General features: G+C 44.2%; 25 protein-coding genes and 1 tRNA gene. 8 read left to right on the top strand and 18 right to left on the bottom strand.

What is annotated here, in order from left to right; translation table 11 throughout:
* Positions 1 to 9: 9 nt before the first annotated feature.
* From hslV to CH367_RS17730, 5 genes are all read right to left on the bottom strand, one after another.
* Positions 10 to 552 (bottom strand): ATP-dependent protease subunit HslV, encoded by a 543-nt coding sequence (gene hslV, locus CH367_RS17750; protein ID WP_100763817.1) that lies wholly within the window; start codon positions 550 to 552, stop codon positions 10 to 12.
* Entirely contained in the window at positions 539 to 1,474 is a 936-nt protein-coding gene (gene xerC / locus CH367_RS17745) for a tyrosine recombinase XerC (RefSeq protein WP_100763816.1), read from the bottom strand. Before xerC ends, hslV begins: the two co-directional genes overlap by 14 nt.
* Before the next feature lie 62 nt (positions 1,475 to 1,536).
* The gene (pth, locus tag CH367_RS17740) at positions 1,537 to 2,109 is read right to left on the bottom strand and encodes an aminoacyl-tRNA hydrolase (RefSeq protein WP_100763815.1); all 573 of its coding nucleotides are present in this window, start codon (positions 2,107 to 2,109) and stop codon (positions 1,537 to 1,539) included.
* On the bottom strand, positions 2,097 to 3,647 hold the full coding sequence (gene cimA, locus CH367_RS17735; protein WP_100763814.1) for a (R)-citramalate synthase CimA: 1,551 nt from the start codon (positions 3,645 to 3,647) through the stop codon (positions 2,097 to 2,099). Before cimA ends, pth begins: the two co-directional genes overlap by 13 nt.
* Positions 3,644 to 3,955, bottom strand: a complete 312-nt coding sequence (locus tag CH367_RS17730; RefSeq protein ID WP_100763813.1) for a Smr/MutS family protein — start codon at positions 3,953 to 3,955, stop codon at positions 3,644 to 3,646. The genes cimA and CH367_RS17730 overlap by 4 nt, the downstream gene beginning before the upstream one ends.
* Positions 3,956 to 4,104: 149 nt before the next feature.
* Between CH367_RS17730 and CH367_RS17725 the strand changes: the two genes are divergently transcribed.
* Entirely contained in the window at positions 4,105 to 5,664 is a 1,560-nt protein-coding gene (locus CH367_RS17725) for a phosphatase domain-containing protein (protein ID WP_100763855.1), read from the top strand.
* Between the two features lie 76 nt (positions 5,665 to 5,740).
* Here CH367_RS17725 and CH367_RS17720 read toward each other — a convergent pair whose 3' ends face one another.
* Complete coding sequence (locus CH367_RS17720) at positions 5,741 to 6,388, bottom strand: DedA family protein (protein WP_100763812.1); 648 nt, start codon at positions 6,386 to 6,388, stop codon at positions 5,741 to 5,743.
* 78 nt (positions 6,389 to 6,466) lie between these two features.
* Between CH367_RS17720 and CH367_RS17715 the strand changes: the two genes are divergently transcribed.
* The 6 genes from CH367_RS17715 (at position 6,467) to CH367_RS17685 (ending at position 11,500) form a co-directional block, all read left to right on the top strand.
* A complete protein-coding gene (locus CH367_RS17715) occupies positions 6,467 to 6,928 on the top strand; it encodes a hypothetical protein (RefSeq protein ID WP_425268868.1) in 462 nt (153 codons plus the stop codon).
* A 7-nt stretch (positions 6,929 to 6,935) separates the two neighbouring features.
* Positions 6,936 to 8,069, top strand: a complete 1,134-nt coding sequence (locus CH367_RS17710) for an AI-2E family transporter (protein ID WP_100763810.1) — start codon at positions 6,936 to 6,938, stop codon at positions 8,067 to 8,069.
* Positions 8,070 to 8,072: 3 nt separating this feature from the next.
* Positions 8,073 to 9,341: an exodeoxyribonuclease VII large subunit gene (xseA, locus tag CH367_RS17705; RefSeq protein ID WP_100763809.1), complete on the top strand. Its 1,269-nt coding sequence runs from the start codon at positions 8,073 to 8,075 to the stop codon at positions 9,339 to 9,341.
* 1 nt (position 9,342) lies between these two features.
* Positions 9,343 to 9,660, top strand: a complete 318-nt coding sequence (locus tag CH367_RS17700) for an exodeoxyribonuclease VII small subunit (protein ID WP_100763808.1) — start codon at positions 9,343 to 9,345, stop codon at positions 9,658 to 9,660.
* A gap of 18 nt (positions 9,661 to 9,678) precedes the next feature.
* Positions 9,679 to 10,044, top strand: coding sequence for a DUF4180 domain-containing protein (locus CH367_RS17695; RefSeq protein WP_100763807.1), 366 nt, complete (start codon positions 9,679 to 9,681; stop codon positions 10,042 to 10,044).
* 526 nt (positions 10,045 to 10,570) lie between these two features.
* Positions 10,571 to 11,500: a c-type cytochrome gene (locus tag CH367_RS17685; RefSeq protein WP_100763805.1), complete on the top strand. Its 930-nt coding sequence runs from the start codon at positions 10,571 to 10,573 to the stop codon at positions 11,498 to 11,500.
* Between the two features lie 186 nt (positions 11,501 to 11,686).
* On the opposite strand, the gene CH367_RS17680 is transcribed toward CH367_RS17685, so the two are convergent.
* A tRNA-Asn gene (locus CH367_RS17680) sits at positions 11,687 to 11,762 on the bottom strand.
* Positions 11,763 to 11,972: 210 nt separating this feature from the next.
* Here CH367_RS17680 and CH367_RS17675 point away from each other — a divergent pair.
* The gene (locus tag CH367_RS17675) at positions 11,973 to 15,578 is read left to right on the top strand and encodes a vitamin B12-dependent ribonucleotide reductase (RefSeq protein WP_100763804.1); all 3,606 of its coding nucleotides are present in this window, start codon (positions 11,973 to 11,975) and stop codon (positions 15,576 to 15,578) included.
* Positions 15,579 to 15,709: 131 nt separating this feature from the next.
* Here the strand turns inward: CH367_RS17675 and CH367_RS21075 are convergent, their stop codons facing one another.
* From CH367_RS21075 to gspE, 11 genes are read right to left on the bottom strand one after another with little or no spacing between them, the layout of a single operon-like run.
* A complete protein-coding gene (locus tag CH367_RS21075) occupies positions 15,710 to 16,288 on the bottom strand; it encodes a D-Ala-D-Ala carboxypeptidase family metallohydrolase (protein WP_279627433.1) in 579 nt (192 codons plus the stop codon).
* Between the two features lie 43 nt (positions 16,289 to 16,331).
* Positions 16,332 to 17,252 carry a type II secretion system protein GspN gene (gene gspN / locus CH367_RS17665; protein WP_100763802.1) on the bottom strand — a complete coding sequence of 307 codons (921 nt, stop codon included), beginning with the start codon at positions 17,250 to 17,252 and terminating at the stop codon, positions 16,332 to 16,334.
* Positions 17,249 to 17,776, bottom strand: a complete 528-nt coding sequence (locus CH367_RS17660; RefSeq protein ID WP_100763801.1) for a hypothetical protein — start codon at positions 17,774 to 17,776, stop codon at positions 17,249 to 17,251. Before CH367_RS17660 ends, gspN begins: the two co-directional genes overlap by 4 nt.
* 5 nt (positions 17,777 to 17,781) lie before the next feature.
* Positions 17,782 to 19,407: a cell division protein FtsA gene (locus tag CH367_RS17655; RefSeq protein WP_100763800.1), complete on the bottom strand. Its 1,626-nt coding sequence runs from the start codon at positions 19,405 to 19,407 to the stop codon at positions 17,782 to 17,784.
* Positions 19,408 to 19,413: 6 nt separating this feature from the next.
* The gene (locus CH367_RS17650) at positions 19,414 to 20,517 is read right to left on the bottom strand and encodes a type II secretion system minor pseudopilin (protein WP_100763799.1); all 1,104 of its coding nucleotides are present in this window, start codon (positions 20,515 to 20,517) and stop codon (positions 19,414 to 19,416) included.
* Entirely contained in the window at positions 20,480 to 21,124 is a 645-nt protein-coding gene (locus CH367_RS17645) for a type II secretion system protein GspJ (protein WP_100763798.1), read from the bottom strand. The genes CH367_RS17650 and CH367_RS17645 overlap by 38 nt, the downstream gene beginning before the upstream one ends.
* A 22-nt stretch (positions 21,125 to 21,146) precedes the next feature.
* The gene (locus CH367_RS17640) at positions 21,147 to 21,665 is read right to left on the bottom strand and encodes a type II secretion system protein (protein ID WP_100763797.1); all 519 of its coding nucleotides are present in this window, start codon (positions 21,663 to 21,665) and stop codon (positions 21,147 to 21,149) included.
* Positions 21,640 to 22,209: a pilus assembly FimT family protein gene (locus tag CH367_RS17635; RefSeq protein WP_100763796.1), complete on the bottom strand. Its 570-nt coding sequence runs from the start codon at positions 22,207 to 22,209 to the stop codon at positions 21,640 to 21,642. The genes CH367_RS17640 and CH367_RS17635 overlap by 26 nt, the downstream gene beginning before the upstream one ends.
* Positions 22,210 to 22,230: 21 nt before the next feature.
* Entirely contained in the window at positions 22,231 to 22,707 is a 477-nt protein-coding gene (gene gspG, locus CH367_RS17630; RefSeq protein WP_100763795.1) for a type II secretion system major pseudopilin GspG, read from the bottom strand.
* Positions 22,708 to 22,728: 21 nt separating this feature from the next.
* Positions 22,729 to 23,955: a type II secretion system F family protein gene (locus CH367_RS17625; RefSeq protein WP_100763794.1), complete on the bottom strand. Its 1,227-nt coding sequence runs from the start codon at positions 23,953 to 23,955 to the stop codon at positions 22,729 to 22,731.
* A 5-nt stretch (positions 23,956 to 23,960) separates the two neighbouring features.
* On the bottom strand, positions 23,961 to 25,634 hold the full coding sequence (gene gspE, locus CH367_RS17620; protein ID WP_100763854.1) for a type II secretion system ATPase GspE: 1,674 nt from the start codon (positions 25,632 to 25,634) through the stop codon (positions 23,961 to 23,963).

The following is a 25,634-nucleotide window of genomic DNA, read 5'->3' as shown; positions in this document are numbered from 1 at the left end:
ACTGTATCTTTAAAGAATTTCTTCTATCGTGATATGATCGTTCGTATAAATACAAATGTCCGCCGCGATTTTCATCGAGGATTCTACGATTTCCTTTGCGGAAAGATTCGTATGATTGTAAAGAGCTTGAGCGGCGGCTAACGCGTAGTTTCCGCCGGAACCGATCGCGATGACTCCTTCGTCCGGAGAAATCACGTCGCCCGTTCCCGAGATCAAAAAAGATTCTTCCTTGTCCGCGACGATCAGCAACGCTTCGAGTCTTCGAAGCATTCTGTCCGTTCTCCATTCTCTTGCGAGTTCCACCGCGCTTCTGGAAAGACTTCCTCCGAATTCCTGAACCTTCTTTTCGAAAAGTTCGAACAGAGTAAACGCGTCCGCGGCTGAACCCGCAAAACCGGAAAGAATTTTACCGTCGTAGAGCCTTCTGATTTTTTTCGCGGTGTTTTTCATGACGGTGTTCCCCATGGAAACTTGTCCGTCTCCTCCGATGGCTACTTTTCCGTTTTTGCGTACACAAAGAATGGTGGTGGAACGAATTTTATTTTCTGGCATGGGGATGGGCCCTTCTATAAACCTCTTTGATTTTTTCCTTACTCACGCTCAAATAAATTTGAGTTGTTGAAAGGGAGGAATGTCCGAGCAATTCCTGCACCGCTCTGATATCCGCACCCGCATCAAGAAGATCGGTCGCAAAGGTATGTCTGAATTTATGGGGTGTGATCGTTTTCTCCCAACCCATTTTTTTTCTTCTTTCATTCAAAATATAACGTACGCCTCGGGTCGTCAGTTTCTTTCCTTTTTGATTCAGAAAAATTTCCTCGGTCTCCGGGAAAAAACCGTTTCTATAATCCAAATATTTTTGAAGAGAATCGACCGCTTCCTTACCGAAGTATACGAATCTTTCCTTTTGACCTTTTCCGAGAACTTTGAGAATCGTTAGATCCTTGGAAAGCGCCGAAAGTTTCGCGTTTACAAGCTCGAAAACGCGAAGCCCCGAAGAATATAAAACTTCGATCATGGCCCTGTCTCGAATGTCCAAAACTTCGGAGGTTCTTTCCGCTTCGAATTCTAAAATTTCTTCGGTTTCGCTGATTCTAAAATTTTTAGGAATTTCCCTTCTTACCTTGGGAAAGCTGATCTGCATCGCCGGATTGGAAACGATCAAATCCTCTCTGAGAAGAACCTTATAGAAAGTTCTGAGCGAGGATAATTTTCTACTTTGAGATCTTCGATCGAGTCCGTGTTGTTTTGCGAGATATGCGAAATAAGAACGTATGTCTACGGGTTCGATCTGAAGAATATCGAGTTGTTCCTTTTGACAAAAGTCGAAGAAGAATTTCAGATCGATGCTGTATGCGTTTAAGGTATTCTGCGAATAATTCTTTTCGATTCTTAAGTATGTGATGAATTTCTCAGCCGCCTCGTTTTGCGACGCGGATGCGAATTGCGGAAGTCGGAAAGGATAATCGCCCAATTGAATACTCCGTATGATAATTTCGGCAGAACGAACGCCTTTGAAACGCCCGATTCTTCCTCCTAATTATCGGAGAGTTTCTGAAATCCGTTTTTCCTTTCTCGGATCCAATCGGAGATTTTTTGCAAAGACGACTTGACCAGCTCGGGAATTTTTTCTCGTTCCTCGGGACGAAAATTGGAGAGTACATAATCAGGAACTTCCGATGCTGTCGAAGGTTTTCCGACTCCGAATCGCAAACGGAAGAATGTATTGGTTCCGAGTTTTTCGACGATATTTCTGAGGCCGTTGTGCCCCGCGTGTCCACCGCCGCCTTTGAGTTTCAATTTTCCGAATTCAAAGTCGATTTCGTCGTGGATGACCAGAATGTTTTCGGGAGGAATTCCGTTCTTCTTTGCGATTTCCGCGACGGCCTTTCCGGAAAGATTCATAAACTCGAGAGGTTTCAGATAAAGAATTGTGATTCCGTCCTCGTCCGTTCTTGCAAAAGAATATTTCGAGTTCGTTTGATAGATTCCTCCCGAAGAAGAATCTAAAAATGCGTCGAGAATCACAAAACCGATGTTATGCCGGTTGTGAACGTATTTCTGGCCGGGATTTCCGATTCCTACCAATAAAAGTTTTAGGTTTGCCATGGTTGAAGGATCTGATTCAGCATTTTTTCCGTTGCGTGAACGGCCGCAATCGTTTGATCCGGGTGAACTCCCATCGTTTTGAATGTCTGATCCTCTTCCAAATCGGAAGATCTGTTCCAGGTAATCATGGTTTCCACGAGCGCGTCCGTTTTTCCACCGGGAGGAATTCTTACTTCGTAGTCCATCAGTTTCGGAATGCTGATTCCCAAACGGTTCGTGATTTTGGTAAGCGCATTCATAAACGCGTCGTATCCGCCGTCTCCTTCCGAAATTTCCTTATGAACCTTTCCTTGGTATTCGATTTCAATCTGCGCGTGCGGTCTGATTCCGATGCCGGAATGTATATTACAAGATTTGATTGTAAAAACCTTTTCTCCGGTTCTGCCTGAAACGTCGGCGATGATAAACGGAAGATCTTCCGGTGTTACGAGTTTGTTCTGATCTCCGAGTTCAATAACGCGTTCGAGTACTTTTTGAAGTACTACGTCGCTCAACACCATTCCGAGTTGTTTTACGTTTTCGGAAATGCTCGCCTTGCCCGCGAGTTTGCCTAACGCGTAACTTCTTTTTCTTCCGAAACGTTCGGGAAGAATCGGGTTTGCGTATAGATTTCCTTTTTTATCCCCGTCTGCGTGAACGCCCGCGGTTTGTGTGAACACGTCTTCTCCTACGATCGGTCTGTTTGCGGAGATTCTTTTTCCGCTGAATACTTCCACGAGTCGACTCGCTTCGGTGATTGATAATTCGTTTAGGTTTGTCTTCGCTCCGGACTTATCGTGGATCGCGGTGATCAGAGCTTCGAGAGGCGTATTTCCCGCTCTTTCTCCGAGACCGTTCATGGATGCGTGAAGTCCTTTAACCCCCGCGCGGATCGCTTGGAGGCTGTTCGCCACGGAAAGATCGTAGTCGTTGTGTCCGTGAAATTCGAAATGAAGATTCGTATATTTTTGAACGAGTGCATCCACACCTTGAAACGTTTCTTCGGGGGAAAGAACACCTAACGTGTCTGGAAGAAAAATTCGCTCGATATGTTCTTTGCTCAGATGTTCCACAAGCGACATCACATAGTCCGGGCTGTTTCGAAAACCGTTCGACCAATCTTCGAGATATACGTTGACTCGAAGTCCGTTTTTGATCGCATATTCGATGACAAAGGAAACGTCCGTGAAAAATTCTTTCGGAGTTTTGTTTAACTGTTTTTCAAGATGATGTAGCGAGCCCTTGGTGAGAAGATTCAAAACTTTCGCCCCGCTGTCCCGGATCCAATCCACGGTTTTGTTTCCGTCCACAAATCCGAGGAGTTCGATTCGATCGGTGAGTTTTTCGGATTCGGCCCATTCTATAATTTTTTGAACGGTCTCGAATTCTCCCTTGGAAACTCGGGCGGAAGCGATTTCCACTCGGTCTACATTGAGTTTTTGTAATAAGAATTTTGCAATATTCAGTTTTTCGGAAGTGGAAAAGCTAACTCCTCTGGTTTGCTCTCCGTCTCTCAGGGTTACGTCTAAAATTTCCAATCTAGTTTCTGTTTTTGTCATCTGAGATACCTTTTGAGAGTTTCCTTATCGGGACCTAGTATTTCGACCAAGGTGGAACCCGGGTTAGAAATTCCGTACGTCGAATAGTCGATCTCTTTTAGAAAATCGTGGGATCGGATCGTGTCCATCGCCAATTTTTTGAGGATTCCTTCCCCAATTCCATGAACGATTTCGATCAGAGTTTCTCCTGCTAAAAAAGCTTCCTGGATTTCCCGATCGAGTTTCTGCTGGGCTTCTTCGAAGCGTAGCTTTCGGATGTAGATCGTTTTCGCACCCGAATATCCTGATTTGACGGAATTTTTTTTCATCGATCCGGGACTCTCTTCTACGTACCAGTGTTTTTTTGTTCGGGAGTACAGAAAACAAAGAATTTCATTTTTTATGCTTTCACTCTCTGAGCGATTCGGTACAATTTTCAATCCATCCATCCTATCATAAAGAGGCAGGTTCTAAAACCTTGAGCGAACAACCAGAATCCAAAACGGAAACGGCAAAGTTAGTGGATAAAAAACGGATCGCGATCTGCGGGGGAACCCTCGGACGCGAAAACCGGTATTACGTTCGGGGTCAGGTTGTGGACGCGGGAATCACGGAGGAGATGCGCGACGATTCTCGCTGGGATTTGATGAACGGTCTTTTTGAAGGACAGGAAAAGGAAATCACTCCGTTTTTGGATTACGGTTTAGAACCGGTTCGAAAACCCATTTTGGTCGCCGAGATCTGGGACGAATCGGACAACCTGGTTCACCAATCTCCCGAAATCAAAGGGGATGACGGCGGATTTTTCTTTCATGAATTCACAAAACCGCTTAACCCTGGAAAGTATACGTTTCGAATTCACTTTAGAAGATTGGATTCGTACAGACAGTTCACAAAGGACATCGCTTATCTCAATCAAAAAGGAAAGAGCGAAATTTCGGGTCAATCCCTGATCGGAAAGGGTAAGCTCCGAATTCTTCCCGAAACATTCGACGGTTACGTCACTACTTCGGACATAGATCAAACGTATTTGGCGACCGACATTCATTCGAACAAAGGAAAACTTTCCACGTTATTCGAAACACCTCAGCAAAAACTTCCGCTTCCGGGTATGCCCGCATTGTATCGGGAAATTCGAAACGCGACCGAAGATTCTCCCTTATGTTTTATCTCCGCAAGTCCTCATTTTTTTAGAAGAACCCTTTTGACCACGATTCGAAGTCATTCCATCGTTACGGAATCTCTGCATCTCAAATATCTGGAAGGAACAATCAAAGGGATCGTTGAAAAATTTTGGGATTCGGTGACACATCCTACCAAGTTTATCACCGACGGGATTTTGGGTTCCGTGGAAAGAATCCGCAAATTCGCGGGGGCTTCCTTTCAAAGTTTGTTCGATCAGATGAGTTATAAACTTACGATTCTTCTACGGGATCGTTTGTATCTTCCCACGAACGCAAAGGAAATTCTGATCGGAGACAACACGGAAAGCGATTATCTCATCTTCATTCTGTATCAATACATTCTCTGTGGAAAAATTCAGGGCAAAGAACTCGAAGAATATTTGTATCGTTTGAACTTTTTGGGGAGAGACGCGATCACGAGGGACGCCGCTAAAACGATTCAGGAACTCGGAGATGAAAATCGCAAGATTCACGGAGATGTGAATTCGGTTTCTTTAGTTCTGATCAATAAAACGACTCAAGGACCGGACGAAGAAGAAATGCACTGGAACGTTCAGAGCGCGCTTCCCGCAGGAATCGATCCTTTTAAAGAAAAAGAGATTCATTCCTACATTCTTACCGAGGGGGCTCCGGGTTTTGCGGTAGTACTTCAAGACAATGGAATATTAGATACTTCTGCAGTGTTTCGAATTGTGGCTGAAATGGCCGGAGAATGGATGGAAGGAAAAGTGATTGATCCTCCCGCGCTTATGGAATGGATTCGCAATCTGACTCTTCCCGGAGACTATCAGGATGAAAAGGATCTGATCTTGGAAGGACTCAAAAGGGCCCTGGAAAAGGAAGAGATTTCGTAAAATCTAATTTAGAATTTTAGAATGTTCCAAAGTTTCGTTCTGTCGGTGCGGTTTTTCGTCTTAACGAAACAATCGTTTATCTGGAATTCGCTTCTTTGGCCGCTTTTTGTCTTCGATGCCAAAAGAACAGAATCGCGAGGATCGCGATGAGAGTTATGATGATTCTATTATAAATTTCTAAAAAACCTAAGACGTCTTCCCAATGCGAACCGAGATAAAAACCGGAACCGATTAAAATTCCGCACCAAAGGATTACGGCGCCGGTAAACACTCCGAAAAAAAGAATCGGATTCATCTTTACCATTCCCGCGACGATCGAAACAAAAAAACGAATTCCTGCGGAGAATCTGCTAAACAAAACGACTACGATCGAATTTCTTCGAAACCAGGATAACGTCTTGTCGATCGATTCTTCGTCGTAGAGTGAATCTTTAAACGGAAATTCCCGCTTTCGAATCCATTGTAGAAAAACTTCTCCGAAACGATACATGATCCAGGCGCCGAATAAGTTTCCCGCCAAGGTGCTCGTGACAAGCTCCACCCAACCGAAAGAATGTAGATTTCTCGCGACCAGAAAACCGCCGAACACGGTGATCGTATCGCCGGGCCAAGGTGGAAAAACGTTTTCCGCAAAATTCGAAAAGGCGAAAAAGAGCCAGAGAAAAATCGGGTCCGTTTCCGAAAGACGGTTGAGAATTTGGATCAGCGTTTCCTGAAAAGTCATGAAGTATGAATAAAAGAATTGTCAGTGATCGACCATAGGGTTCAAGTAAAAAAAGTGAACCCTACTCGTTTCCATTCTTTGCACCGTTCGACCCTCGGCTTGGCCGTTTCTTTCCTGTTTTGTTGTTTCACCGCATCCACGTTCGGCGACACACCGAATTCAAAAAAAACGGAACTGTATCGTTACAATAAACTCACCTTACAAAACAATCCGGTTCGAAACCCGAGATCACTTCCGATCGAATTCGTTCCCGAAGGTTCCGATCTGATTTATTCCACCGAACTCAAATCGGAGCGCGGATATTTCGATACGAAGGAATCCTTTCTTCTTTTTACGCACGTATTCAAAAAGAAGCAGATGGAAGTGTATTACGCTTCCATCTTTAAGTCGCTTTATTGGAAGGTTTTGCAGGAAGAAATTACGGACGCAAGAACCGTGATTATGGCCGAAAGCCAAAACAAAAAAGTGGTCACGATTCAAATCGAAGCCGTGGATCACGGAAGCAGAATCAAACTCTTTTACAAAAAATCGGGAAGTTAGAAAGAATATGCTCGAGCCCTCCCATCACGTAAGTCCCGAACCCGGAAAATATACGTTTCTGATTTTTTTCTCGATCCTGTTTGTATTTGCGATCGGAGTTTTTTTTCTCGTATTTCGGCCTTATCTTTATTCTTCTCTGATGGCCTTGATTTTATATCTCGCGACCCGAAGACAACATAAACTTTTGAAAGGATATCTGGGAGAGAAGTTTCAATGGCTCGTTCCTTGGGTCATGATCACTCTCGTATCGATGATCGTTTTGATTCCTTCGTACTTCGTGATCCGCACGTTGATCGGGGAAACCCTTTCCATTCTTTTTAAATTGAGAATTTCGTTAAGCGAAGACAAGGTCATCGAAACCCTGATGAACTTTGCGATGCTCACAGACTTCATCACCGACAACGAATTCTTTTGGGTCAAGGTTCCGGAGATCTATGGAGAATTTGCCGAGAACTACGTGGACATTCTGAACTTGGACAGCATTTACGGAATTTTGAGCAACGCTTCCTCGTTTATCTTGGGAAACATAGAATTGCCTACCGGGATCTTGATGAATTTGTTTTTTGCGCTTCTCGTTTTATTCTTTCTCTATCAAGACGGCAAAAAAGTGGAACGATTCATTTTGGACAATCTTCCCTTTTCCAGACAACTCGAGGAACAAGTCGGAAGAAAAGTTACGTCCGCGGTGCAAACCGTAATTCGCGGAAACCTCATCATTTCGATTCTACAAGGAACCGCGATTTATATTCTCCTATTGATCGCGGGAATTTCGAGTCCGTTTTTGTACGCGAGTTTAGCCGCTTTCTTTTCGATCATTCCGGTTGTCGGAACATCCGTGGTTTGGCTTCCGATCGGTCTTTACATTCTATTTTTGGAAAACAATCCGATGATGGCCGTTTTTTTTATGGGAAGCGGACTTTTCTTTTATCTCGCACTGGAGAATTTTGTAAAACCGAGAATGCTTGATAAAAAACTGCAGGTGCATCCGCTTCTGATTTTTCTTTCTCTCATCGGAGGAATCAAAGAATTCGGAATCATGGGGCTCGTGGTCGGACCCGTCGCGGTCACGTTAGTCGTCATTCTATGGGATTTTTGGAAACTCTACCGTAGAGAACTCATCTTGAGCAAGGGACATCGTTAGACATTGGAAGATTCCAAACCTCTTTCCGTTTCGGAAGTTACGAGGATTCTCAAAAACATCATCACCGGATCCAAGGATTTAAAGAATATTTGGGTTCGGGGAGAAATTTCCAATTACAGCAAACCGAGTTCCGGTCATATCTACTTTTCCTTAAAAGACTCGGGATCGTTGATCCGTTGCACTTTTTTCAACTATTCCAATAAGAATTATTCGGGAAAACCCCTTTCCGACGGAAAGGAAATCCAGGTTTACGGAACGGTAACCCTGTATGAAGCCGGAGGTTCTTACAATCTGAACGTAACCCGCGTGGAAGAATTGGGTCAGGGAGACATTCTTCTTCAGATCGAAAGACTCAAACAAAAGCTGGCCGCGGAAGGAATCTTCGATCCGGAAAGAAAAAGAAGAATTCCTTCCTTTCCCAAAACCTTGGGAATCGCGACCTCTCCTTCCGGCGCGGCCATCGAAGATATTATAAAAATTGCACGTTCCCGATTTCCGGGAATCAACATTCTTATCGCGCCTTGTGTCGTTCAAGGAGAGGATGCGGCCGATTCCATCGCCTCAGCGATCGAAGAATTGAACAAACCTTCTTGGGAAGTGGACGTGATCATCGCGGGCCGAGGTGGAGGAAGTTTCGAGGATCTTATGGCGTTTAACGACGAAAAGGTGGTCCGAGCCTATGCGAATTCGAGGGTTCCAATCATTTCCGCAGTAGGTCACCAAACCGACGTTTTGTTAAGCGACTTTGCCGCGGATTTTGCGACGCCCACTCCGACAGCCGCGGCGGAACATGCGATTCCCAAAGAAGAGGACGTGTTGCAATTTTTATCCCAATTGGAAGGACGACTTAGAACTTCCCTTCTGGTTCGGGTTTCCTCCAGCAAAGATCGACTCAGACTTTTATCGGGAAAATTTATTTTTAAGGAACCGATGCAACTTCTCAATCAAAGAATCCAAAGAATCGACGAGATCGGAATCCGTTTGCAAAAGGCGGTTTCGAATAAACTGGATTTGGCCAAGGTGAGATTGGAACGATACGACAGTCTTACATCAAAGATTCGGAATATTCTTTTTAACAAAAAACAAAAGGCGGAATTTTGGACCTCCAAGGTGGAGGACTTATCCCCGTCCGCCACGATGAAACGCGGGTATTCCATTCTCAGAAATCAAAAAGGAAAAATCATACGATCTCCGGAAGAAACCAAACCGGAAGAAGAATTGCAGGTTTTGCTTTCCGGCGGAACGATGCAAGTGATCAGAAAAGGAAAATAAGATGGCAGAATCAAAATCAAAAATTTCATTCGAAGAAGCGTTGATGGAACTCGAACAAATCGCGGAAAAACTGGAACGCCAAGATTTCAGTTTGGAAGAATCCCTCAAAGCCTATGAAAGAGGAATGGAACTCAAAAAAATCTGCCAGGGAATTTTGGATACCGCGGAAGGAAAGATAGAAGCTTTGACCAAAGACGAAAACAAAAAGACGGTCAAGGCAAGTTTTAAGGGAGAATCCAAAACCGAATCCAAGAATAGTTCCGCTTCAAACTCCTCGGCCGCGTCTTCGTCCTCTTCCGAGGAAGAGGATCTATTTTAAGAATCGATTCTTGTTACGATGGAACCGGAACGGACTCTGAATTTGGAAGAATTGGAAACAAAAAAAGGAAGGATCGCGGTTCTAAACGATCCGCGGGTTCAAATTCTCGATGGAAATTCCTTTTTAGAACTTCTTTTTTCGACGACTCAGAATACGATCGTTCTTTCCAAACTCAATTTTCCGGATTCTTTCTTTGATCTAAAGACTGGACTTGCCGGAGAAATCTTCCAAAAACTCAGCAATTATAAAAGTAGGATGATCGTTCTCGGAGATTTTTCCAATATCGAATCAAAAAGTCTGCGGGATCTTATTTACGAGTGTAACAAAAACGGAAATGTCGTTTTTACCGAACGTTTGGAAGACGCGATCGAATTATTGAAATAAAACAATTGATTTTGAATATTCTAAATTTTGAATTTAAAATTGAGCCTTTCTCCCCGTTTTAGTGATTGGATCCGGCTTCATTCTTCCAACGGAAAAATCCTGTTGTTCGTTTTCGGTATTTATGGAGAGGCGGGCAGGAATCTTTATTTTTTGCATGTTTGGCCCAATGTACCGGAAGGATGGGCCGCTTTTAACGGAACGGTCACATTTCCGAAATTGTCCTTCGTGATTCTCGGCTACGGATTGTTATTCGGAAGTTCATTCGCTTCTTTGATCGTATTCGGCATTCGAAAATTAAGAAACTCGAATGAATCATAATTTGATAGAACGATTCCTAACTCGATTTAAAATTGTTATTCGATTTATAGGTTAGAATCATAAAATCGAATATTAGAATTACAAAATAAGTAAAAAGATCAAAAGACCTCGCACAATTTGTTTTAGATGCGGAATCGGATCTGGGAACGTTATAGAAAGAAAATTCCAGATTCCGTTTCCATTTTGAAAATAATTATGTGAGGAATCCATGATCTTAAAATTTTTAAAGTGGATTGGGACCTTTTTACTGATCGTCATTTTGGGTCTGGCGGCGATTACGGTCACAAGGCAGAACTTGAAATATGAGGCTCCGTATCCTGAAATTGCTTCTTCTAAGGATCCGGCAGTAATCGCACGCGGACAACACTTAGCCACCGGTCCCGCTCATTGTGTGGATTGTCATAAGAACGTTCAGGAAGCGGAATCCGGCGTTCCTATTTCGCAAGTAACATTGTCGGGTGGACAGGTTTTTGAATTGCCGGTAGGAAATTTCTATACTCCGAATATTACCCCCGATATGGAAACCGGAATCGGTAAACTTTCGGATAAGGAAATTGCGCGCTCTCTCAGATACGGGGTTCGCGCCGATGGAACTGTCCTTTTGGATTTTATGCCTTTTCACAATACGAGCGATGAGGACCTTACGGCGATTATATCCTTTTTGCGAAGTCTAAAACCGAAACGAAATCCGATTCCGCAACACGAACCCAATCTGATCGGAAAAGTTTTGAAGGCGTTCGTTGTCAAACCGGTCGGACCGAAGGGAGAGGTTTTAAAATCGATTGTTCCAGCGCCAACTCCCGAATATGGAGAATATTTAGCCAACAGTGTCGCGAATTGCAACGGATGTCATACGAAACGGAACGTGGCCGGAGAATTTATCGGGGAACCTTTTGCAGGCGGAGCTCCGATGGAGGAACCCGGAAAGGAAACATTATTTCCTCCCAATCTAACTTCGCATCCTGAAGGAAAGATTTCTCTGTGGACCGAGGAACAATTCTTACAAAGATTCAAACTTGGAAAACTCGTGGCTCACAGTCATATGCCTTGGGGGCCTTACGCGAGGATGAGCGAAATAGAATTAAAGGCGATCTATCGATTTTTAAAAACTGTAAAACCTGCTAAAAATCCGGATTGAGCCCACTCTTAGAAAGAATTTTTCAAAAACCGATTCAGCTTCACGGTTGATCGGTTTTTGGTTTCTAAATTTTTTTGAAAACACTACACAGAAATTGAGTTTTTTTTTAGAACTATCTTGTAAGAGAATGTCTAACAAGAACCAAAAGAAGGGAAAATCGAGATTTAGGCTGAAGAGACAAAAAGGTGGCTCCCCCTGCTGGGCTCGAACCAGCGACCCAGTGATTAACAGTCACTTGCTCTACCGACTGAGCTAAAGGGGAGTATCCTCGGTAGTTAGGCCTATATTTTCAAAAAGGGGTAAGAGCGCAACCTTAATTTGTCGCATTAGGATGCGTTTTTACAACTTTTTAGAGGAAAAATTTCGAATTGTCGGAAGAGTAAGAGCGAAAAAAAGCTATGGAGCATTTTTCCTCTTCCTTAGAGTGACATAATCCCTTCTTACTAGTGTTACGGAGTCTGAGAGCAAATTTATGAAGCTAAACCGTCATTTTACCGTCCCCCAAAATGGTGAAGCGTCCACAATTCAGTGGGCAAAACGAAATTCCCGGATTTCCAATCCGGATGGATCGAAAGTTTTTGAGGCTAACAACATCCTCGTCCCTGAGGGATGGTCCCAGGTCGCTGTGGATATTCTTGCCCAGAAATATTTCCGGAGAAAAGGAATTCCTAAGTATCTGAAAAAGGTTCAAGAGGAAGGAATTCCTGAATGGCTTCAAAAATCGGTTCCTGATTCTGAAAAACTGGAATCTTTAAAGCCCGAAGATCGTTTCGGCGGTGAAACCAGCGCACTGGAAGTCTTTCATAGACTCGCAGGCTGTTGGACCTATTGGGGATATAAATATAAATACTTCTCCGATGAAGAAAGCGCAAAAGTTTTCTATGATGAAATCGTATATATGCTCGCTACTCAAATGGCGGCTCCGAATTCTCCCCAGTGGTTTAACACCGGTTTAAACTGGGCGTATGGAATCGACGGAAAATCCCAAGGTCACTACTACGTAGATCCTGCGACCGGCAAGTTGGTTAAATCCGCTTCCGCGTATGAACATCCTCAACCGCACGCATGTTTTATCCAAAGCGTGGACGATGATCTGGTCAATGACGGCGGGATCATGGATCTTTGGGTGCGTGAAGCGCGTCTTTTTAAATACGGTTCCGGAACAGGAACCAACTTCTCCAATTTAAGAGGAGAAAACGAACCTCTTTCCGGCGGAGGAAAAAGTTCCGGTCTGATGAGTTTCTTAAAGATCGGTGACCGTGCCGCAGGTGCGATCAAGTCCGGCGGAACAACTCGCCGTGCCGCTAAGATGGTTTGTCTCGACGTCGATCATCCCGATATCGAAAATTTTATCGATTGGAAAGTGACCGAAGAGAAAAAAGTGGCTTCTCTGGTTACCGGTTCGATGCTCAACAACCGTCATCTCAATGCGATCATGTCCGCTTGTTACGAGATGGAAACCGAAGATCGTTTTGATCCGAAGAAAAATTCTTCCCTAAAGAAAACCATTCTCGAAGCGAAGAAAGTTCTCATTCCGGACAACTACATCAAACGCGTAATCGATCTTGCGAAACAAGGTTATAAGGAAATTCTTTTTGAAGAATTGACCACCGATTGGCAATCCGACGCTTACAACACCGTGTCCGGTCAGAACAGCAACAACTCAGTACGTCTTACGAACGAGTTTATGACCGCGGTGGAACAAGACCAACCTTGGAATCTGTATTTCAGAACCGAAAAGGAAAGAGCGAAGTCGGAAGGACGTAAGGCGAAACCTTCTCAAACACTTCGTGCGAGAGAGCTCTGGGAAAAAATTTCCTACGCGGCTTGGGCGAGCGCCGATCCTGGAACTCAATACCATACTACGATCAACGAATGGCATACATGTCCGGAAGACGGTTCGATCAATGCGTCGAACCCCTGCTCCGAATATATGTTCTTGGACAACACAGCTTGTAACCTCGCTTCCGCGAACTTACAAAAATTCGTAAACCTTGAAACGTTGAACTTTGACGTGGAAGGTTTCCGTTATCTTTGCAGACTCTGGACGATCATTCTCGAGATTTCCGTAACCATGGCTCAATTTCCTTCCAAGGAAATCGCAGAACTTTCCTATAAGTTCCGTACATTAGGACTCGGTTATGCGAACCTCGGTTCCATTCTGATGATTCTCGGGATTCCTTATGATTCTCAAGAAGCGATGGCGATCACCGGAGCGATTTCTTCCATCATGCACATGACCGCTTATGCTACTTCGGCGGAAATGGCGAAAGAACAAGGTCCGTTTGCCGGTTATGCGAAGAATAAAAAACACATGCTTCGTGTGATTCGTAACCACAAAAGAGCGGCTTACAACGCTCCTTCCGGCGACTACGAAGGTTTAACGATCACTCCAGTGGGAATCAATCCTGCATTCTGCCCTTCTTATATGCTCAAAGCGGCTCAAGAAGACTCGGATCTTGCATTGGAACTCGGTGAAAAATACGGTTATAGAAACGCTCAAGTTACGGTAATCGCTCCAACCGGAACGATCGGTCTCGTGATGGATTGTGATACAACCGGAATCGAACCGGACTTCGCACTCGTTAAGTTCAAAAAACTTGCGGGCGGCGGTTACTTCAAAATCATCAATCAATCCGTTCCTTACGGTTTGAAAAAACTCGGTTATTCTCCTTCCGAAATCGAAGCGATCGTGAACTATTGTAAAGGTCACGCGACTTTGAACGGAGCGCCGATCGTCAACACACAAGCGTTGAAAGAGAAAGGATTTACGAACGAGATTCTCGAAAAAGTGGAAGCTTCCCTTCCTCTTGCGTTCGATATCAACTTCGCGTTCAACAAATTCAACTTAGGTGAAGACTTCTTAACCAGAAACTTGGGAATCGCAAAAGAGGTTTTCGACGTTCCCGGTTTTTCCCTTCTCGAATACTTAGGATTCACGAAAGAGGAAATCAACAAAGCGAACGACTACGTTTGTGGAACGATGACGATCGAAAACGCTCCATTCTTAAAAGAGAAGGATTATCCGGTTTTCGATTGTGCGAACAAATGCGGTAAGTATGGAAAGAGATTCCTTTCCTACGAATCTCATATCCGCACGATGGCGGCGGCTCAGCCTTTTATCAGCGGCGCGATTTCCAAAACGATCAATCTTCCCGAAGACGCAGTCGTAGAAGACATCAAAAACGCTTACTTCCTTTCTTGGAAGATGATGATCAAAGCAAACGCTCTTTACAGAGACGGTTCTAAACTTTCTCAACCTTTGAACTCCGTATTGGAACTTTTAAACGGAATCGAAGTGGAAGAACAAGACGAAGTGAGAGAAGCGATGATCTCCAAGGATCCGGTTCAAATTGCGGAGAAGGTAATCACAAAATACATCTCTCACAGAAGAAAACTTCCGAGCAGAAGAGCTGGTTACACTCAGAAAGCGATCGTAGGCGGTCACAAGGTTTATCTAAGAACCGGCGAATACGAAGACGGTCAGATCGGAGAGATCTTTATCGATATGCACAAGGAAGGAGCGGCGTTTAGAAGTTTGATGAACGCGTTCGCGATTTCCGTTTCTCTCGGTTTACAACACGGGGTTCCGTTGGAAGAATACGTGGATGCGTTCACGTTCTTCAAATTCGAACCGAACGGAATCGTTTCCGGAAACAAACACATCAAGATGAGCACTTCCGTAATCGATTACATCTTCAGAGAATTGGCGATCACCTATCTCGGAAGATACGACCTCGGACAAGTGGCTCCCGAAGATTTGAGAGGAGATGAGATCGGTTCCAAACGTGCAACCGCCAAATCGAATCACCGTGAAACGGTAAGTTCGACGACTACTGCAACCGCGGTCGCGGATGTAGCTCCGAAGAAGGAAGTGGAAACGATTTCTTATTCTCAGATGATTTCCAAAGAAAGAACCGCGGCTCCGACCGGACTCGCTCTTTTGGAAGAAGTCAAACTCGCAAAGATCAAGGGTTACACAGGTGATTCTTGTTCCGAATGCGGTTCTTTCGAGATGGTGAGAAACGGTTCCTGCCTCAAGTGTATGTCTTGTGGTTCGACTACCGGATGTTCTTGATTTCAATTTTCTAAGATAGAAACGCCGAAAAAAAATGTAAGTGGTTTATTTTGGCGTTTTCTTAAAACGATCGGCCTTGAATGGATTTTCTGTTCAAGGCCTTTTCTTTTTGTCAGAGTGAAATTAAGTATTTATTTTTTCCATTTACGAAATCCATTCGTATCGATATGAAATCGATTTCGAGAGTATAACCCGAGTCCGATTTTTTGATCGGGACCTTTGTTTTGCCAAAGTTTTAAAAGAGAATTTTTTAAGAAAAGTCGATTCGTCTCTTTATCGGGAATCATATCTAAAGCGGAAAATAAAAGATGCCGACTTGATTTCGCCCCACCCGCTTTTTCATTATATTCCGATTCTCTAAACCCTGAAACCACGGTTACCGGGCCAAATTGAGGAAGAATCAGATCTCGAACTATTCTTAGAGTTGGTAAAATATTCGGCCACAAAGTCGAAGGTGGAATCGCGAAAGGTCTCGCTTTAGTTTGCCTCCAATCCGTGCCTTGTCTTAGAAGTTGTTCGATGGGGACAACGTTTAACAATTTATGTTTTCGAAGAAAGACTTCAAAAGCGAGAATCTTTTTCTCATTTCCGGGAAGTTTCTTGAACTCGATCCATTGTTCATGAGAAGGAGGAGTATGCGGTTGAAAATCGCATTTAAAAAGGAAAAGACAGAATAAAAGAAGAATAGGAATTGATTTTAAACGAATCACAATTTGAATTTCTTCGTCCTTTTGTGATAAAGCTCTGAATTTCTTAAGGACTTCCCGTCGGTGGTCCGGTCAGTCCCGGAATCTTTACTTCCGGTTTTCCTACGGTTCCCAAAACGGGAATACATTTGCCACCGCTTTGTTTTTCGAGCAGGGTCAACATATCTTGAATGTCCTGTCTTTCCAGAGCGAAATTACGATCCAGTTCAAGGCAGATTCTAAGATTCAACTGAGAAAAAGACATGTTTTCGGAAAGACGGATATTGCCGGTGATATCGAATCGAGCAATCGATGTGTCTAACGTGAAATCGTTGAAGATCAGATTCCCACCTTGAAGGACGACCTTGGTAAGAAACTTTTTGATCGTGATGTTTTTCAATTCTCCCAAAAGAGGAATTTCGGGAAGTTCCTGAATCATTCCGGAATTGTTTCCTGGGGGAATTTCAAGATCCAAGTTCCCGTTCATCCTTGCGAGTCCCTGATCCAGATTCTCGATCTTTCCCTGTCCTTCGAAATTCCGAATTTTAGCGAGAGGTCCGTTTTCGGTATCGATCTTTAAGGAAACCAATTTGAACTTTCCGTCGAATTTTCGTTTCATTAAACCGAACAAGGAAGTTTTCAAAACCGCCTCTTCCGTTTTGATTTTCAAATTGGAGGGGGTCGTAACTTCGAGAGTGTCCAAGGTTACGTTTCCTAAAAAGGAAATACTTAGGTCTCGAAAGTTGATGATGGTCCCCGTTTTTGTGGAGGAAGAATTCAGCGAACTCCGGACGATTTCGTCCAAAGGAAAAAGCCAAATCGTAAAAATTAGAAAAGAAAAAACACCCGTCGCGATGAGGATGAGTTTTTGTTTGAGAGTGAATCGAGGAGCGGCTTCTTCCTCTTCTTCCTGCAGTTCTAACGTTAGGAATTCTTCCTCTTCGGGAGTAAGAGCCGTTTCTTCCTGAAGTTCTTCTTCTTTTTTCATCGTTTATTTCCCGAGGCGCGACTGTAAGTCGACAACTTAAGGTTTACGTCGTAGACTTCTTTTCCTTGAAACGGTTTTCTAAAATTCAGATATTCCACTCTTGCATTGATCATCTTATTTTTTTCAATGTCGTAGATCAGACGAAAGATATTGTCCAGCGTGACCGATCTGAAATTGATATCGATCGTGATTCGGTTGTATTTCTTATCTTCGATCGAATTGGAATCCTTCATCGTCGAAATTTTTTCCTTCAACCCGTAACGTACTAAAATTTCGTCGAGTTTCGCGTAGATCGCGCTTACGTCGGTTTCTCCTCCGGAAGAATCCAAGGATCTGAAATCGTTGAACTCTTGGATGATCTTATCCAATTTTACAGGGGCGGTTCTCGAATCCTGCACCCTTTCCGTCAAACCTTGGCGGATCGTTACAACTTTTCGGATCGCTAAAAACACGATCAAAAGAAGAATCGCTCCGATTCCTCCGAGTACGATCAGCCTTTCTCTGGGTTCTAATTTTTCAAGCATGGCGATTAAAAAGACTCCTCGGATGTGACCGGTTTGTTGACCACCTTCATCGTAATCGTAAAGGAAACCTTATACGCTTTTACTCCCTGCATCAATCTTTTGTTAGTGACTTCTATGTCCTTAAACATGGGAGATTTTTCCAAGGATCTTTGTACGACTCCGATCTCGCTGAACTCGTTGACCCTGCCCCCGATCTTAACAAGATCCTGATCGTAGTCGAACTGATCCAATTGAAAAGGTTGCATATCGGAAGCCGGAAAGTTCATCGAAAGTTCGAAAAGAATGTCGAGAATACTCGGTTTACTTAAGTAAAGTCTGTAGATCTCGGTTTTTTTCTTTTCGTCGTTCTTTAGTTTACCGGCATATTCTAATATATCCACGTCTTCGGGGGCCGATCTTCCGAACCCTCTTTGGAATTTTTCGGCGAGCATCTTGTCGCTCGCGCTGAGTTTTCTTTTGTCGATTACGATCCCGACAAAAAATACCGTGATTAGAATAAACAACGAAATACCCGAAAAAATCAAATGAGGTCTGAATTGATCCAGGTTGAGAATATTCTTATTGATTCGTTTAACGTGAGGAGTATCGATAAAATCGATCTTATCTTTTTTCGGAAAACCGAAATGATAACCCATCCCGAAACAGGTCGAGAATGTGTCCCCGTCCAAGGAAAGAAAATCGTAACGACGCGTTATCAATCCGAGAGAATCCCCGAAAACGGATTCTATACCGCGAACCTTGCTTCCTCCGCCGGAAAGATATAAAACTTCCGGTCTTTCGGTTTCGTTCATCGAAACGATACTTCTATGGATTTCGGAGGAAAGTCTTTCTGCGAATTTGGAAGCGCTTTGGAACGCCTTTTTGATATCCGCGACTTTGAGTTTGAATTCTTTTGCGAAAAGATTGAGACCATCTTCTTCTCCCGCAAACGGTTCGAATTGAAGAGAGAGTTTGATCGCTTCCGCTTTTTCAAAAGGAATTTTCAAGTCGCCGGCGATCGTCTCCGTAAGAGTGTCTCCGCCTATGGAGATGTATCTCGTATGCGCGACCTTTCCTTCGCTGAGAATGTTGAGAACGGTGACTCGTCCGCCTATGTCGGCTTGTGCGCAATTCTTATATGTGATTTCCTTGTTCGTATGTTCGGAAACCACGGAAGAAAGGCTGACCGAGTCGACGAACAAACCGCGGAATACGATGTTGCTTCCCAAAAATGGGGAAGTGATAAAATCCAATTCGCTGTGATGCGCGGAATACGCGATGACGTCCGATTTTTCCTGATCGATTCTCCAAATACTTCCCGTGACCTCGACTGTCTCCATCGGAAACGGAATTCTGTTTTCCACTTCGAATGGAATCACTTCACGGATTGCTTTGACCGTGGTTAAGGGAATATGAAGTTCTCGTACAAAAAGGCGATCCAAAGGAAGATTCAAAACGATGCTCGTTTCTCCCGGAAAATACGAGTTGATAAAACGAAGAACGTTGTGTCTGTATTCGTCCTCTTCACCGTGAGAGATGCTCATGATTTCGGAACGGAGAATACTTAACTTTCCGAGAACCTTCTGGAAAAGGACGCCTTTGATCGTGCTCGTTCCGTAGTCGATTGCGAGAAATTGATCGTAAATAAACATCTGTCTTTAATCTTCCATGTAATAGAGCATTTGGTTGTTCGTCAGATCGAAAATTCCCGTGATACGGCGGATCGTTTTGCCGACCTGACCCACCGCAACGATTCGAAAAACTTCTCCTTTGGTTTTGACTCGACCGCCGGAGACATCCGTTCCTTCCCCCGCGAGTTCCTTATAAAGCGTCAATCCGCCCGCAGTGGGAATTTGGAATTCCTGAAATTTTTCGATGTCCTTCAGTTCTTTGATAAAACCGCCCTGCTCCAATTTGAATTTGAGAATTCTCATCGCGGCCTGTTTTGTCATGAAATCGGATAAAGACATCAAAACAAAATATGGCGCCGCGTTCAAGTTGATTCTATCGTCCGAGTTTTGTCCCGCGGGAATGTATGCCGTTATATTGTTCGCTAAGACGAAATCGCTGTCCCCGATCAAAGCCTTTTCCTCGTCCGATTGAAACGCTTTGGAATACTTTTGATCGAAATCGGCGGGCTTCAAGGAACCGTATACCGTTTCTCGATCAAACCCTTTTATGGAAACGAGCTCCGAAACCGAGTACATAAAAGAATTCTTATTCTTTCTCGGAGGTTTTAGGGAAGAATAATATAGATCCTCCGCGCCGCCCCCGGTTTCTTGAAGATCGGTATCCATCCAATCGAAGATCGGAAAAATTTTCTCGCGTTTGATTCCGAGTTTATCAAAAAGCCTCGCGACCATTTCCACGGTTCGAAGATTTTGCTGGTTGTCGTCCGGGTTCAGGAGAGAATTCAAATTGATCTTACCGTCTTCCGAACTGATCTTATAGAAAATCGTTCCGCCGCCCATCGGTAAGGGCGGAGGGTTCAACGCGATCCCACTTTTATAAAGATATTCTTCCGGGATTTTTTTCAATGCGCCGAGCGCTCCTTGAAAACCGGCTTTTGCAAGAAGAAGGGCTCTGAACCCGTCCGCGTCGGCTTGTGCGATTCTTCTTTCGCCTAAGGAACGTTCGCCGAACTCCGTAGCGGTATAAAAGGATGCGGTTCCGATCGCCATCACGAGAATGACGACCATAAAACCTTGTCTGGATTTTCTAAAATTACTTAAAAAGAATTCCCGGGAACGCAAGCGTTTCATAACGGACCTCCTTTTTTCCCGAATTGACGATGACCTCGATTCGAATCAGTCTCGGAAGAACCTTTGTGAGTTTGGAATCCCATTCGTCTTCCCACTTCGCGCCGGTTCTGGAATACTTGAGTTGAAAACTTTTTACGTGCGTCAATAGAGTGTATTCCGTTCCGCCCGATTTCGGATAACGGTCCACCATCTCGTCCTCTCTTCGGATCAATTGGTAATAGTCCGGAACGTCGAGCATCGGTTTTAAATAAAAAGAAACCTCTCGAACCTCGGGCATGGAAGTTTCTTCCGAATTCGGATGTGTCGCCGCGAAGTCCAGGCGATCTCGACGATCCAGTCCTCGTCCGTCGTTTCTTCCGATAAAGATCAGTCTTCTTTGTGTTTGATGAAAGTAAGTCATCGCGATCGTACTGCGAATGTTCTCCATCGCGAGAAGAATGTCTCGTTTGGCCGCGCCGCCCGGAGAGGAGGACTCTCTTGAAATTCGAAGAGAAGTGTAATAGGTGGAAAAAAGTCCGGTAAAGATCACTCCCAAAATCATCACCACAATCGAAATTTCGATCAGCGTAAATCCTTTGCGCGTGAAATTTAATCTTTCTGCTTTCATTCTGATTTCTGAATATTCTAAATTAATACTGCGCCGACTTGAACGTTTCGGCGGTATACGATTCCGTTCCGCTTCCGGTCGGATACTTGATCGTCACCTTGATCCTGAAAACCCGGATGATCCCCGCCGTGGACGAGCCTTGGTTCGCCTGACCGGACCTTTTCATGATGAGTTTGTTCATTTCGGAATCTCTTCCACCCAGAAGATCCTCCGGTTTTTGTCCTTCCTTTCCGGCAAGTTTGAGAAGATCCATATCTTCCTCTCCTATCATCGTTTCGAAACTGTAACCGGGATAACCGGGAATTTCTCCCGTAGTCTTATCGGATTGAAGTACGGACACGGAATCGATCTGCGCCATCTTAATCTTTGCAAGGTGGACCGCGTTCGAAATTACGGCCGCCATTCTCTGTTGTTTGAGTCCGTTCGAGATGACCATATAGGTATAAGTCATCGCAATTCCGGCTAACGCTAACGCGATGGAAACCTCGATCAGGTTGAAACCGCTTCGAAAAGATTTACGGCTGTTGCTGTTCGTTTTCATCCTGTTCTTTCCAATTCTTATCGGTTGTTAGGTTCGAAGAAGTGTGAAACTGTTCCCCTTCCAAGACGGAAACCTTTCCGCCGTAACGGTATAAAATTAAGGTTCTATAAATCGAAGGATCGTTTCCTAAATGAACGCTGTAATCCGCGGCGATACCAAGATACGTGTATGGAACTTTTACGATTCCTTTGGTATAACGAAAACCTCGAATGTCGGTTATATCGATGATCTCGGATGTATAAGGAAGTTTTTGAGGTTTAAAGATCGAAACCTCTTTGAGACCGCTTTCGTCTCGCATCAGTTTTTTGACCGTATACGTGTCGTTGTCTATATCCAATTCCAAAACCATAGTCGTATTGGTAAGAATGGATTTCCTATAACAGAATTCGGCGGCTTGTTTTAAGGTCTGGGCCGCGTCGCTTCCGGACGGAATGATGAAGTTTGCGGCCGTAGTTGCAAGAATGCTAATTAACCCTGCGAGTATCGCGATGACCACGATCAACTCGATCAGGGTAAATCCTTTCCGGATATTTCTAACTTTCATAGCCGGAAAGGAAAGGAAGAGTTATTTTCTACGGAAGTCGGATGGATATTCGTCTTCGTTGAGGATGTTAAAGTCAGCATTCTTCCCTTCTCCGCCTTCTTTTTTATCCTTACCTAGGGTCACAAGTTGAACGTCCCCGTTCGCGTCTCTTTTGAGTTTATACGCGGTTCCCCAAGGATCGTTGATCGCCGCTTTTTTGGTGAGGATCGGTTTCCAATCTTCCGGAACCTCTCCCGTTGTCGGTTTTTCGACAAGAGCTTCGAGACCTTGTTCGTCGGAAGGATAGGTTCCGTAACGTTGTGCGTATCTTTCCAGATGGGATTGAAGTTCGTAAGCGTCCTTTTTCAGTTTGAGAGCGGCGGTATCATCGCTGATTTCACCCGGACGAAAGTTGGAATATACCAGAGCGATCAAGGCGCCTAAGATGATCACAACAACTGCGAGTTCGATCAGTGTAAGACCCTTTCTGTGTTTTCTTTTTAATTTGGACAGATTCAATTGAATTCTCCTTATTCTAAACTATATATTCTGAAGTTGTTGCGTCAAGTTGTACATTGGGACCATGATCGAGGCCATAATCGTTCCAATGAGAAGACCCATGACTACGATCATCAACGGTTCCATGGATTGTGTCATCGTTTTAATTGCGGTGTCGACTTCGGTGTCGTAAATATCGGCGAGTTTGTTCATCATCTCGGGAACCCGATCGGAAACCTCTCCGGCGGCGATCATACCGACCACCATTTGGGGAAGAATCACCGATCCGCTAAAGGAAGAAGATAATTTTTCACCCTCTTTGATTCTGTCCACGGCGTTTTTGATTTCTTCACCGAAGATGGAATGGTCTACGATTTTCTCTACGATCGTAAGCGTAGTGATCAAAGGAACTCGATTGCTCAAAAGAATTCCAATGTTTCTCGCGAAACTGCTTACGAGAACCTTACGCGCGAGAGAGCCGAGGATGGGAACTTTTAATAGGAACTCGTCCCAATTCTTCTTACCTTTAGGAGTGTTTTTCCAATAGATAAAACCGACCACACCCGCAAAACCGAGCGCAAGAAGAAGCCACCAAAATCCGATGAGAATGTCCGAAACACCGATCACGATTCGAGTGATCAAAGGGAGTTTCGCATCGAACTGTAAAAACAATTCTTGAATCTGTGGAATTACTACGGTTAACAAAAAGATCGTAACGAAGATGGATAAGGAACCCATGATAAACGGATATACCATCGCCACTTGCACTTTGGCCTTGAGTTCGCTCGATTTTTCCTCAAGCTCGGCAAGACGGGTTAACGTAGCTTCGTAGTCCCCGGTTTTTTCACCGACTGCAACCAGAGACGGATATTGATTCGGAAAAACATCCGGATGTTTTTTCATCGCTTCGGAAAGGGAAGAACCTTCCGTGATGTTCGCCTGCATTCCGGTTAAAACTTTTCTAAAGTTCTGATTGTCCGTTTGTTCCACGATGCTCGAAAGAGATTTGTCGAGTGGAATTCCCGCTCCGAGTAAGGTTGCGAGTTGTCTTGAAAAAAGTCCGACTTCCTTGCGGGGGATTCTATAAAAGTATTTTGCTAAGAATGGAAAAAGTTCCCTGTCCTTTCTTTCCGAATCTTCTGAAATGTTTCGAACATAAAGACCCTTGTTCTTTAACTTGGACCTTGCGGCTTGAAGAGAGGCCGCGTCTATGATTCCTTTCTCTTCCTTGCCCTTCTTGTTGAATGCTACGTAAGAATAAATCGCCATGACGTTTACGTTACCCTGAGGACCTCGTCAATCGTCGTCACTCCGTCGATCACCTTTTTGATTCCGTAATCCTTCAACGTGTGAAAGTTATGTTCGAGCGCGATATCGTTCAATTGTCCCGCGTCCTTACCTTGTAGGATCGCATGTTTTATATGAGAATTCACTAATAAAAGTTCGTAGATCCCCGTTCTTCCCTTAAAACCCGTTCCCATACAATGAGAACATCCCTTACCTCTGTGGAGTGTTCCGTTTTTCAAAAGTTTTTTCGGAATTCCGATCGATTCGAGTTCGGAGGCGGTTGGTTTGTATGTTTCCTTACACTGAGTACAGATCACACGCACAAGTCTTTGCGCCATAAAACCTAACACGGTTGAGGTGATCAGATACGGTTCGATTCCCATATCCACAAGACGGGTCGCGGCGCTCGCCGCGTCGTTTGTATGAAGCGTTGAAAAAACCAAGTGACCCGTTAAGGACGCCTGAATCGCGATCCTTGCCGTTTCCTCGTCTCGAATCTCCCCCACCATGATGACGTCGGGGTCTTGACGAAGAATCGCACGAAGCCCGGTCGCAAACGTAAGACCGATCTTCTCCTGCATTTGCATCTGAGAAATTCCGTCGATCTGATACTCCACAGGATCTTCACAGGTGATGATGTTTCTTTCCTCGGTGTTGAGTTCGCTTAACGCGGAATAAAGAGTAGTCGATTTACCGGAACCCGTAGGGCCCGTTACCAAAACGATTCCGTGCGGTTCGTAAATCAAAGAACGAAGCGATTTGATCAGTTCCGGATAAAATCCCATCGTATCGAGAGAATACTTTTGATCGGTTTTGTTCAAAAGCCTCATTACGATCCGTTCTCCGAACTGACAAGGAATCGTGGAAACCCGAATGTCGATGTCCTTACCAGCAAGACGAAGTTTGATACGTCCGTCCTGAGGAAGACGGTTCTCCGCAATGTTCAAGTTCGACATGATCTTGATACGGGAAGAAATTCCCGCGTGATACGATTTCGGAGGACTGAGCACGTTATGCAAAATACCGTCCACACGATAACGAACTACGAGAGATTTTTCGTAAGGTTCTATGTGGATATCCGAAGCCCTTTCATTCACCGCTTGGGAAAGAATGACGTTGACCATTTTGATGATCGGAGCGTCGTCGCTGAGATCGAGGGTTTCGTTTTCGAAAGCTTCCGCGAGTTCGGAAAAACTTCCCTCCATCTCGTTTAACATCTCTTTGGCGGCGGAAGAAGTCGTATCAAACTGAGAATGGATGATTCTCATGATCTCCGGTTCCGGAGCGAGAATGAATTCTACGTTATAACCTTTTAGAAAATTGCGTGCGTCGTCCATCGGATGCAGATCGGACGGATCGGAAACGGCGATACGAATCGTCTTTTTAGAAAGCTGAAAGGGAACGATTCTACTTCTTTGGATGAGCTTTAAAGGAATTTGAAGAAACACGTCTTCCATTCCGCCAAACTCCAACTTCTCTCTAAACTCGAGATGATAGAGTTTGGATAAGGCGCGGAGAATGTCGGATTCGCCTGCGATTCCTTTTTTTTGAATGATATGACTGAGAGGGAGGTTGTTTTTTTTCTGAACCTTAAGGGAATCTTCCAGATCTTTTTCGGATATGATCCCCTCTTCGATTAGGATATCTCCGAGAGTTTTCAC

The organism is Leptospira barantonii, assembly GCF_002811925.1.
Lineage (GTDB): Bacteria > Spirochaetota > Leptospiria > Leptospirales > Leptospiraceae > Leptospira > Leptospira barantonii.
Note: the sequence above shows the minus strand (reverse complement) of the source record. Positions and strands in the feature narration are given on the sequence as shown.